The organism is Oculatella sp. LEGE 06141 (assembly GCF_015207605.1).
Lineage (GTDB): Bacteria > Cyanobacteriota > Cyanobacteriia > Elainellales > Elainellaceae > Oculatella.
This window is the reverse complement of sequence record NZ_JADEWO010000109.1, coordinates 1-10,355: the sequence shown is the minus strand read 5'-3', so window position 1 is coordinate 10,355 and position 10,355 is coordinate 1. Positions and strand designations below refer to the sequence as shown.

At 51.4% G+C, this 10,355-nt stretch carries 10 protein-coding genes and 2 pseudogenes; 5 read left to right on the top strand and 7 right to left on the bottom strand.

Annotated elements, in window-relative coordinates; genetic code table 11:
* The first annotated feature begins 140 nt into the window (after nt 1-140).
* The 3 genes from IQ268_RS31320 (at nt 141) to IQ268_RS31310 (ending at nt 2,079) form a co-directional block, all read left to right on the top strand.
* Complete coding sequence (locus IQ268_RS31320) at nt 141-884, top strand: CPBP family intramembrane glutamic endopeptidase (protein ID WP_193887278.1); 744 nt, start codon at nt 141-143, stop codon at nt 882-884.
* Between the two features lie 70 nt (nt 885-954).
* Nucleotides 955-1,260 carry a CPBP family intramembrane glutamic endopeptidase gene (locus IQ268_RS31315; RefSeq protein WP_228035893.1) on the top strand — a complete coding sequence of 102 codons (306 nt, stop codon included), beginning with the start codon at nt 955-957 and terminating at the stop codon, nt 1,258-1,260.
* 63 nt (nt 1,261-1,323) lie between these two features.
* Entirely contained in the window at nt 1,324-2,079 is a 756-nt protein-coding gene (locus IQ268_RS31310; protein WP_193887276.1) for an SDR family oxidoreductase, read from the top strand.
* Between the two features lie 396 nt (nt 2,080-2,475).
* On the opposite strand, the pseudogene IQ268_RS33665 reads toward IQ268_RS31310, so the two are convergent.
* Nucleotides 2,476-2,691 (bottom strand): annotated as a pseudogene (locus IQ268_RS33665) (IS701 family transposase); the annotation flags it as partial.
* A gap of 93 nt (nt 2,692-2,784) precedes the next feature.
* Between IQ268_RS33665 and IQ268_RS31300 the strand changes: the two are divergent.
* A pseudogene (locus tag IQ268_RS31300) lies at nt 2,785-3,477 on the top strand (IS6 family transposase); the annotation flags it as partial.
* Nucleotides 3,478-3,558: 81 nt separating this feature from the next.
* Here IQ268_RS31300 and alr read toward each other — a convergent pair.
* Together alr and IQ268_RS31290 are read right to left on the bottom strand one after the other, a co-directional pair.
* Nucleotides 3,559-4,803 carry an alanine racemase gene (gene alr / locus IQ268_RS31295; protein WP_193887269.1) on the bottom strand — a complete coding sequence of 415 codons (1,245 nt, stop codon included), beginning with the start codon at nt 4,801-4,803 and terminating at the stop codon, nt 3,559-3,561.
* A gap of 142 nt (nt 4,804-4,945) precedes the next feature.
* Nucleotides 4,946-5,956: an NAD(P)-dependent alcohol dehydrogenase gene (locus IQ268_RS31290; protein WP_193887267.1), complete on the bottom strand. Its 1,011-nt coding sequence runs from the start codon at nt 5,954-5,956 to the stop codon at nt 4,946-4,948.
* Between the two features lie 79 nt (nt 5,957-6,035).
* Between IQ268_RS31290 and IQ268_RS31285 the strand changes: the two genes are divergently transcribed.
* Entirely contained in the window at nt 6,036-6,338 is a 303-nt protein-coding gene (locus tag IQ268_RS31285; RefSeq protein WP_193887265.1) for a metalloregulator ArsR/SmtB family transcription factor, read from the top strand.
* Nucleotides 6,339-6,509: 171 nt separating this feature from the next.
* On the opposite strand, the gene IQ268_RS31280 is transcribed toward IQ268_RS31285, so the two are convergent.
* From IQ268_RS31280 to IQ268_RS31265, 4 genes are all read right to left on the bottom strand, one after another.
* Nucleotides 6,510-6,947: a hypothetical protein gene (locus tag IQ268_RS31280; protein ID WP_193887263.1), complete on the bottom strand. Its 438-nt coding sequence runs from the start codon at nt 6,945-6,947 to the stop codon at nt 6,510-6,512.
* A 201-nt stretch (nt 6,948-7,148) separates the two neighbouring features.
* Nucleotides 7,149-8,114 (bottom strand): aldo/keto reductase, encoded by a 966-nt coding sequence (locus tag IQ268_RS31275; protein WP_193887261.1) that lies wholly within the window; start codon nt 8,112-8,114, stop codon nt 7,149-7,151.
* Between the two features lie 246 nt (nt 8,115-8,360).
* Complete coding sequence (locus tag IQ268_RS31270; RefSeq protein WP_193887259.1) at nt 8,361-9,161, bottom strand: SDR family oxidoreductase; 801 nt, start codon at nt 9,159-9,161, stop codon at nt 8,361-8,363.
* Nucleotides 9,162-9,640: 479 nt separating this feature from the next.
* A complete protein-coding gene (locus IQ268_RS31265; RefSeq protein WP_193887257.1) occupies nt 9,641-10,147 on the bottom strand; it encodes a GFA family protein in 507 nt (168 codons plus the stop codon).
* Nucleotides 10,148-10,355: the final 208 nt, after the last annotated feature.

Here is a 10,355-nt window from a genome sequence, read left to right as displayed (position 1 = left end):
GGCAGTCTGCCAACAGTTCATCGAGCATTTCATCAACGCGATTGGGTTCTTTCTTCTTGCGTACCATGATGCGGTCTCCTGAGTTACTGGGATTTTAGACCGCTTACACAAAATTCAGAACAGTCTCGGCGCTCGGTTCCGTGGGGAGTTTCCTGCTGATCATGGCGGGGTTTCCGTTCTTCCTGGCAGGAATTTTCCTCGCCGTCTCCCTTGTCCACCGCCGCCCTCTCCGGACGCTGATCACGGCGCGGGAAAAGATGAGCTGGACTCGTGTCGGCCACGGGTTCGTTGCTTGGTTCGTGCCGTGGTTCTTGGTGTCCGGGCTGGGGCAGTATCTGTTCTACCCCAACACCTTCTCCTTCAATTCCGACCTCGCGACGTTCGCGCTCTTCGTGCCGCTCGCGCTGGTTCTTACTGCAATCCAAACCACCACCGAGGAACTTTTCTTCCGTGGATACATCGTGCAGGGCGCGAGCGTGATCTGGGCCAACCACGTCTTTCTGGCGATTGCCTCAGCCGTGCTATTCACCCTGCCGCACCTCCTCAACCCGGAGGCGAGCGCGGGTGGCTGGCTCACGGTATTCTTCGGCTACTTCGTCGGCACGGGTCTGGTGTGGGTAGTCGTTTCGCTGGTGGACGGCACCACCGAACTCGCCATCGGCGCTCACTTCGCGAACAACATCGGCGGTATCCTCGTGATCAACATGGCTGGAGGTGCCGTGACCACGCCAGCTTTGTTCACAGTCAGCGAGTACCATGCGACTCTCGGCGCGATCTCGGTGCTGGTGATAATCCCCGTGTTTCTGGCGATCGCCTACAAAGTGTTCAAACACGACAAGGCATCCGAACCCATTTTCCAGAGCGATCGGATTGATCGTCGATGATCTCGTCAATTCGTAAAACCACCAGCAAATGGACCAAAGGTATTGATCATCATGTCCAAGTCGTGGCGGGTTGCTGTCTCTGGTGTTAAGCGCGGTGTTCATTGCAGTCTTTTTACCCTTCAGCGAGGAACTGCTCTATCGCGGCATCATCACCAAAGCGTTATTGCGCTACAGCCCGTTTGTTGGGGTCGTGGGCAGCACCGTAATCTTCGCTCTCATGCATGGGATCAATAACACATTCCTAGCAGCCGTGGTGGCGGGTCTCGCCACCGCCGAGATCTTCCGCCGTAGTAGATCGATCTGGCCCGGTGTCGTCGTCCACGTCGTTTTCAACCTGCCCTCGTTCCTGATCATGGTGTTCATCAGCGCGGGCTGATAGGACGGATTGAAGTCTGATTTTGTGCTGAAGATCAATATTGATTAAAACAGGAGAAACACAATGATACTGCAAGATAAAGTGGCGTTAGTCACTGGTGGCGCATCGGGTATTGGCAGAGCAACAGCGATCGCCTTCGGTGCTGCGGGAGCCAAAGTGGTCTTCTCGGACATACGCAGTGTAGAAGGTGAAGAAACGGCAGATTTGATTCGCGAGACTGGGGCAGAATGCTTGTTCGTAAAATCAGATGTATCGAGCGAGGTGGATGTTCGGGAACTGGTACAGACAACGGTCGCAACCTACGGCAAACTCGATTGTGCCTTTAACAATGCTGGAATCGATCTTGTTGTTACACCGTTGCATGAGCAATCGATCGAGGATTTTGACAAGATCATGTCGATCAATGCACGAGGGCTATTTCTCTGTATGAAATACGAAATTCAGCAGATGCTAACCCAAGGCGCAGGCGCGATCGTGAACAATTCATCAACAAATGGTCTCGTCGCGCTTCCAGGGATCTCTCCTTACGTTGCCAGCAAACATGCAGTGATGGGGCTAACGCGATCAGCTGCCCTCGATTATGCCAAACAGGGTATTCGGATCAATGCTGTCAATCCGGGTCCGATCGCGACTGACCTCATGGCTCGTAGTGCTAACCAGATGGGCATCACGCTAGATGGTCTTGGGTCTTGGGTTCCAATGGATCGAATCGGTCAGACAACGGAAATTGCTCAAGCCGTTGTGTTTCTCTGCTCTGATGCTGCCAGCTACATCACGGGACAACCCTTAGCGATCGATGGCGGATATACAGCAAGTTGATTTTTGATGGTGGACTCACCTTAGCGCTCTTTTGTCACTCTAGGCAGAAGAAAATAGGAGATTGCAAGGATCATTAGGGCATGGCAAACTGGCTGGAAAGTGATTCATCAGCGCAGCTAAACACTCTAACCCTGCCAATAAACGGGGGATTGGAAACAGATTCAACCAGGGTTCGAGCACATGCAAAATTACACTGGGCTGAATGACCAAGCGCAAATTGTTGCGCGCTTGTTTCCATCCCTTTGCCTGATTCCAAGCGGGATGCTGAGCAAGCTTGAGGACGATTGCTGGCACTTGAGCATCCGGTTGGTTAGAAGATTGTCCTTGCGCTTGTTGCAAGGCATCGGTGTGCAAGCTCACTAGCAAATATGCACTCATCACCAACTCCCACCACCGCTCGATCTGGGCATAGTTTGTCAGTCGAAAATCTGCCCATCCCAACTCGTTCTTGCTTTGCTTCAAGCCGTACTCGACCCAGTTTCTCAAGCCATAGAGATTGCCAACTTGGTCATACTTGAGGTTCTCAATGTGCGTCATCACCCACCAGGTTGCATTCTTGGGTAACGTTTGTGGGTCAGTGGTGAGTTCCCAGTATCGCGTGGCACTTCGTTGCAGCGACGCTACCTTTGGGCCAAAAACTAGCGGATGGCAAGGTAAGCAAGACAAGCCTTTCCTCCCTCTCCTGTAACGTCCACTCCTTCTCCCTTCAAATGGCGGCACTTTTTGCCTGAAATCATCTTGCTGAACGTGCGGTGGTATTGTCGTTATTCCTTGAGCTATCGAGACTTGGAGGAGATGATGCAGGAGCGCGGAGTCGCCGTGGATCATTCGACAATCAATCGGTGGGTTTTGAAATTCGCGCCAGAAATAGACAAACGCATTCGTCCGTTTCTGAATCCGACGAATGACTCGTGGAGAGTGGACGAAACGTACATCGAAGTGAAAAGCGAGTGGAAATATCTCTATCGTGCTGTGGATTCTGAGGGCAATACGCTGGACTTCATGCTCAGTGCGAAGCGGGATGGAAAGGCGGCAGCGCGGTTTTTCCGCAAGGTGTTGGGGGCGAAGCACACTCAAACGCCACGGGTGATTACCGTGGATAAAAACGCGGCTTATCCAGCGGCAATGGATGAATTGAAGCAAGAGAAGACGTTGGAAGCCGAGACCGAATTACGACAGAGCAAATATTCGAACAACATGATCGAGCAAGACCATCGAAACGTGAAGCGCGTTGTGAAACCGATGATGGGATTTCAATTGTTTAACAGTGCAAGGAGAACGTTGCGCGGAATAGAAGCAATGGCGATGATTCGCAAAGGACAAGTGAAAGGAATTAGTCAAGGGGATAGTGTATCTCAAGCAAGATTTATCAATGAACTCTTTGGAGTGATTGCTTAAAGCAACGCGAACGAGCCCCCTTCGTTTATCACTTTAAGATCTTTGCGACACAACCGCCTCTGGGAGCACCGGACAGAATCATTAGTTTGATGATATTTGAGTTAAGGACTGGTCAGCTTTAGCATCATTGATGGCGCTGTCATCATCAATCAGGTAACGAGATTGAGACGGATGAATACGGGATACCACCTCATAGTTGATGGTTCCCATCCAGGCGGCAAGCTGCTCGGCACTAATGCATTCGTCACCATCGGCTCCCAGTAACGTCGCCACGCTTCCCGCTTGCACATTGGGAATGTGGGTTACATCCACCATTGTCATGTTCATGCAAACGCGGCCTCTAATGGGCGATCGCACGCCATTGATCAACACATAACCCAGGTTAGACAGTCGGCGATCGTATCCTTCGTAATAGCCAAGCGGCAGAACAGCAACCCGCATGGGGTAAGTGGCGCGGAAGGTGCGCCCATAGCTGACATAGCCACCCACCGGAACCTCTTTAACTTGAACCACGCGCGATCGCCACGACAATACGGGCTGCAAGTTAGGGATAAACCCTTCCCCTTTGGCTGTAAAGGTTTGCAGCACTTTTGCATAAACCTCTTTAGATGGCCAAAGTCCATACGCCGCAAGGCCGACCCGCACTAGCGAACCGTGTGTTTCTGTCCACAGAATAGTAGCGGCTGAATTGGCGGAGTGAATCATTGGCAGATCAAAACCAGCCTGGGTAAATGCGTTTTGCGCTTCCTTCAACAGCGAGAGTTGTTGATGGGCAAATCGATGATCGGTGGTGTCTTCAATGTCGGCATAGTGTGTTGCAATGCCTTCCAGGGTAATTCCATCTAGTTCCGACACCAGCCGAGCCAGGGCGATCGCCTCGTCTAACTCCAACCCCTGCCGATGGGTGCCCGTTTCCACCTTGAGATGCACTGGAACGGTGTAACCCGCTTCGCGTCCGGCTTTAGCCAGCGCTTGTGCCACATCCGCATCATACAGCACGACCCTGGCCTGGGCGGCAACTACCATGGCCGCTTGAGCAACGGAGGTATTCCCGCAAATGTAAATAGGAGCCGTAATTCCGGCCTGGCGCAGCTTGACGGCTTCGTAGGCAAAGTTAACAATGAGCCAATCGGCACCAGATTCAACAAAGGCTCGAGCGCATGAGGTGAGACCATGCCCAAAGGCATCACTTTTCACCACTACTCCAAGCGTGACATCTTCGCCAACCCGGTGCCGCAGGGCGCTAATGTTGGAACGAATAGCGCTGGCCGAAAGTTCGCACCACGACGATTCATGCTGGATAGATTGCCAAAATGCTTGATTCATACACGCCTCACCTGCGACAGTCTTAGTTCGATCGCATCTTTATGCCAAAGTTGAACATATCCTATCCTGCAATGCGCTCGATCGCACAGCCTGCTGTGCTGCATCAGATCCTCGCTCTCCTGACCACTACCCCACCCTGAGGCTAAAAGCGAATCACAATTTTGCCAAAGTGGGCACCGCTTTCCATGTAGGCCAACGCCTCTCGCGCTTGCTCAAACGGAAAGACGCGATCGACCATTGGTTTCATTTTGTGGAGAGCGATCGCCCGGTTCATTGCTGTAAACATCTCACGACTGCCAACATAAATTCCCTGCACGGCAATGCTCTTTTGCAGAATGGTGCCTGTGCTAACTTCCGAACTTGATCCGGTTAAAACGCCAATTAAGCTAACTCGTCCGCCCATACGAACCGACTTCAAGGACTTGTTGAATGTCCCGGCTCCGCCGACTTCAACCACATGATCGACTCCCGCTTTGTGGGTCAACTCCCATACAGCTTGCTCCCAGTCGGGTGTGGTTTTGTAGTTGATGGCATCCGATGCACCCAGTTGCAGCAATCGTTCAATCTTTTCATCGCTGCTAGAGGTCGCAATAACCTGCGCCCCAACCAACTTGGCAAACTGGAGCGCAAACAAGGACACACCACCTGTCCCTAAAATGAGAACAGTATCTCCTGCGGTCAGATGGCCTGCTGTGATCAAGGCGTGCCATGCCGTTACTGCTGCACAGGGTAACGTTGCTGCTTCTTCATCCGATAAATGCTCAGGAACATGAACGACCCCATCTTCGTGCAGCGTCACATACTCCGCCAGAACACCGTCGATCGCCCCACCCAGAGCGGATGCGGCATACTCAGCCCGAAAGCTTCCGGCAATCCAATCTTGCATAAAAATTCCGGCAACGCGATCGCCCACCGCAACCCGGGTGACTCCTTCGCCAATGGCAACCACTTCCCCAACTCCATCTGAAAATGGCACCAGCGGCAGCGTTTGTTTGGAGCCATACGTACCTTTGGCAATCATCAAATCGCGATAGTTTAGAGAAGCGGCTCGCATTTTGAGGAGTACCTGTCCAGCCAATGGCTGCGGTTCTGGTCGTTTTATCAATGTCAATGAGTCTAACCCTGGTTTGGCTTGAAGTTCCCAAACGTTCATGATGGCCTCCTGATTGTTCTATTGTTCGAAAATATGCGAACAATAGAAACATAGAACAAGCTATGAGATAATGCAAGGCATGAGACGCATGAGATTTCCGACTCCAGACCAGATCTCCTTAACCGATGTGCTGTATGCCCTGAGCGATCCCACGCGGCTACAAATCGTGAGAATGCTGGCTGAAGCTGGAGAGAAAACCTGCTGCTCGTTTGAATTTTCGATCGCCAAATCTACCCTTTCCCATCATTTCAAAGTGCTGCGCGATGCAGGGGTCGTACATACTCGTACCGAGGGAACCCAAAGCATCAACTCGTTGCGATGGGAAGAATTAGAGGCTCGTTTTCCGGGTCTACTTCCAGCTATTTTGGGCGCGATTGAATGACGGGATGAAAGAGGTACTTTGTTCTTGGCTCGACTTTATCCATTAGGCAGCAACGCAGCGCAAGTTAGACTAGCAGTCAAAAAGGGAGCGAGTGAACAGGGTCGAGCAGTGGATCTGGCTCGACCTGAAGTATTCAGTGCCATCCAACTGAGCCAGCGGCAGCAGGAGGTACTACCGCATACCTGGAATAATTACCAGTTCGATCGCTTCCCCCAGACCAATTCCCAGACCCGCAACAGCGGCGAGATACAGCCATATCTCACGTTGGTTGAAACCAGCAGAACGCATTTCCAAATCCGCCAAAACCATCGTTACAAGCGGCAGAAAAATCAAGCCCAGGAATTGAAAGTCGGTGACTAATAGAATCACACTCAGGCTAATGGCCAGGCTAACGGCTGTAATAACTAACAGACTTTGAGAGCTAGACTGCGACCACTGCCTGAGGAGAGGTACTCCTTTCCATGCCGCTAGCAGGGTCGCTACGGGCACAGCCACCCCCACCAGCAAAGCGATGTGATGATCGGCTATGTACCATCCCAGCAGGGCATACACCAACCCGAGTATTCCAACCGCCAACCGGGGCAACCTACCAAGAGATTCAATATTCATAGGACATTAACTCCGATGCGATCGCTCAAGGACATGTAGGACTGTAGTGGAACGGCGATTTACAGAAGTTCTCAATCGAGTCAGCCACAGTCTCGCCAAGATGGGGGTGGAGTGTAGGGTTTGGAGCGTGGTGAATGCAAATGGCTGTAAGTCGGAGGAACATCAATAACCATCTGACGATGTAGCTCAAACCCTATTCTCTCATCCTGCCGACATCAATTGCTGAAGGCGTTGGGGTTCTTCCCCTAGCCAATCGGGATTTTCGGCAGTGCCATCAAAAATCGATGAGGTTTTGAACGGTTCAAACTCGCCACGCGATCCGGCCTCTGCCGTTTTGGCTAATAACGCCTGTACCTGCTCCTCCGTCATCGGTCGGAACGTCCGAACCGCTTCAAAGGCTTGATCTAGAATCTCCATACTATCCATGCCTGTAATTACAACCGAGGTGGGCAGATTCAGCGCATAGTGAAGACATTCAATCGGTGTAACCGTGTTGGAGCGCAGCAGAATTCCATTTGCCATACTTTTCATGCCAAGAATGCCAATGTTGCGTTTGACCAGTTCTGGCACCACTAGTTTAGCAAAGCTGCGGTAGTGAGCGTCCATAACGTTCAGCGGCATCTGAGCCGTAGCAAACTTAAAACCGTGCTGCTCTGCCACTTCCAGCATATGTAAATGGATGTAAGGATCTTTGTGCCCGGTGAAGCCAATATGCCGCACCTTCCCTGCTTTTTGTGCCTCCAGGAGAACAGCATGGGCACCTTCTGGATCAAAAATGCGGTGTGGGTCTTCAAACCGCAGAATTTCGTGATATTGTACCAGGTCAATGTAATCAACCTGTAGCCGTCTCAGCGACTCGTCGAGCTGTTTAGCCGCCTCTTTGTTAGAGCGACCGTCAATCTTTGTCATCAGGAACACCTTGTCCCGATAGCCATCGCGCAGGGCTTTTCCCATGCGAACTTCGCTGACTCCATCATTGTAGTCCCAGCAGTTGTCCATGAAGGTGATGCCCCGATCGATCGCCGTGCGAACAAGCCGGGTCGCCAGTTGCTCATCGACATGCTTCAGGCTGAGATGCCATCCTCCCAGACCGATCGCAGAAACCGTTTCTCCAGTACTACCAAGTTCTCGATATAGCATTTCTGAATTAGATTGACTTTCCATCATCTTTTTCCTTATCCAGCATTTCTGTTAAGAGGTGGTTTGCAACCGTGTCAAACAGGTTGCATTGGCCTCCAAAGCCCCAACATCAAAGAATCGGAGCTGGCGGCAAACTAAAAACAGGGGAATTGAGGCAATACACTGCACTTTGAAGCAGCCTCATGTTCATGACTGTAGCTGATACATTCCAACCAACCACGCTCCGGAATAGGCGTGGTTGGCAGTCACGGTTGGCGACAACGCGCCCCATTGTTATTGGTCGGCTGAGCCTGGTTCAGTGAGTTTGCGATGCTGCTCAGCATTGACGGTATCGGGTAAAACCTTGCTGGCATTGCCCAACACTTTGGTTTTCACTGACCCTGCAACAAGGCTATCCTTGCCTGCCATCAAGGCTTCAAATCCCTGCTTGGCAACCTCCGCCGGGTCATCTTTTTTATCGGCACCCGCTTTGGTGTCATCCATCCCTGCCCGGTGGAAGAAGTTTGTATCGGTTGGCCCCGGCATCAGTGCTGTAACCGTTACGCCTGTGTCTTTTAGTTCGTTGCGAAGTCCTTCGGCAAACGAGTGAACAAAGGCTTTGGATGCCGCATACACGGCTTCGAATGGCCCGGGCTGCAATGCCGCGATCGACGACGTGAAGAGAATTTTACCGTTACCACGATCGACCATTTCTGGCACAACTCGTTTGGCCAGATGAACCGACGAAGAGACGTTTAGCTCAATCAGGTTCAACTCGTCTTTTAAGTCCGTTTCGGTAAACTTACCGCCAACGCCAACGCCAGCGTTGATGGCGATCGCCTCTATCGGTCGGCCAATTGCCTGGATTTGGTGATAGAGGGTTTCAACTCCGTCATAGGTGGCAAGGTCAGCCTGCACAGTCTGAACATTGGCTCCCAATTGGTTGAAATCTTGAGCCACCTCATCAATAGTGGAACCAGTGGCGGTAACAACGAGATCAAAACCATTTTGAGCAAATTGTTTGGCAAGCTCATAACCGATGCCATTGGATGCACCAGTCACAACCGCCAGAGGACGAGTCAATGAAGGATTCATTATCGTTAAAACTCCTTTGTAATTGCTTAACGCTCACTTGCCATCAGTTCTTCTGGGTTGCTACTCAGTAATTAGGACAGAGTATTAAGCGCATTTATCATCCTAAGAAGGCCATATAGTAAATGCGTCTTCCTAGTGAAAGATGCCAGGTGTCGAGCTTAGAGGATGTTTAAAGGTGCTGATTGCCACTCGAACCGCCCTTTTCTGGCTTGCCGCAAGTGCTAGACCCTAATTCTGGTGTAGGGTTGGGGGATTTAGGGGGCGATGCAGCACATTTGATACTTCTAAACCGTCCTCTTAAAGCTACAGCCATTTTCATTTGCATTCACCACACATCAAACCCTATACCCCACCCCCACCTTGGCGAAACTCTGGCTGACTCGATTGAGAACTGCTGTAAGTCAAGAAGCTAAGTCAGGGCGATCGGTTCAGTTCTGTGTGGACGCTCAGAATCAAGAATGAACCCGTTTATCCTCCTGTTATTCTCCCTCTCCGGGATGATCTGCCGTTAAACCTAGCCGCTCATGCCAGTTTGCAATGGATTCGTTGGGGTAGCGAGAAAAATAGTGATCCTGCGGTTTTTGAGGAATCTCAACCCAACTGGCGGCAAAGTCCAGCATGATGTGCGTCTGTTCGGGTGGCTCTGGCAATTCTGTATCGATCGCCGAAGCAAACGGATGCATTAAATCTGGATAGTCTGGAGCATAAACCCAGAGGCAAGAGCCACAATGACGGCAAAACCGCCGCTCTCCCTGGCTCACAAACGGGGCATCGTCTGGATTTTGAATACGGGCATGGTAGATCGTGATGTGTTCCTCGCCCTCAACCTGTAATGTCCGGTTGTCTCCTGCAAGATTGATTGCATAGCCACCTCCACCGGCTGTTTTTCGACAAATCGAACAATAACAGCGCATAAACGGATATGGATGATGGCTCTGAACGCTGAAGCGCACCGCACCGCAATGGCAAGACCCTTCTAGCAACATTCGAGTTCTCCTGACGCAAACGCAAGTCTGGAACTCTTCACATCTTTAACTGCACAGCCTGCGGATGGCTTCCCTCTATTGAGAGAAGCTCGATTCAACCAGGGACGGTTTAGAAGTGAATATTCTGGCGTTGCTGAATAAGTTTGTCAACTAACCCCGCCTCAAACCCTACACCCCACCCCCATCTTGGCGAGACTTTGGCTGACTC

What these genes read in the sequence shown, in the direction of transcription:
- IQ268_RS31275 (WP_193887261.1), bottom strand. Translation starts at nt 8,114, where the DNA reads ATGATGGAAAGTCAATCTAATTCAGAAATGCTATATCGAGAACTTGGT.
- alr (WP_193887269.1), bottom strand. Translation starts at nt 4,803, where the DNA reads ATGAATCAAGCATTTTGGCAATCTATCCAGCATGAATCGTCGTGGTGC.
- IQ268_RS31290 (WP_193887267.1), bottom strand. Translation starts at nt 5,956, where the DNA reads ATGAACGTTTGGGAACTTCAAGCCAAACCAGGGTTAGACTCATTGACA.
- IQ268_RS31270 (WP_193887259.1), bottom strand. Translation starts at nt 9,161, where the DNA reads ATGAATCCTTCATTGACTCGTCCTCTGGCGGTTGTGACTGGTGCATCC.
- IQ268_RS31285 (WP_193887265.1), top strand. Translation starts at nt 6,036, where the DNA reads ATGAGACGCATGAGATTTCCGACTCCAGACCAGATCTCCTTAACCGAT.
- IQ268_RS31310 (WP_193887276.1), top strand. Translation starts at nt 1,324, where the DNA reads ATGATACTGCAAGATAAAGTGGCGTTAGTCACTGGTGGCGCATCGGGT.
- IQ268_RS31280 (WP_193887263.1), bottom strand. Translation starts at nt 6,947, where the DNA reads ATGAATATTGAATCTCTTGGTAGGTTGCCCCGGTTGGCGGTTGGAATA.
- IQ268_RS31265 (WP_193887257.1), bottom strand. Translation starts at nt 10,147, where the DNA reads ATGTTGCTAGAAGGGTCTTGCCATTGCGGTGCGGTGCGCTTCAGCGTT.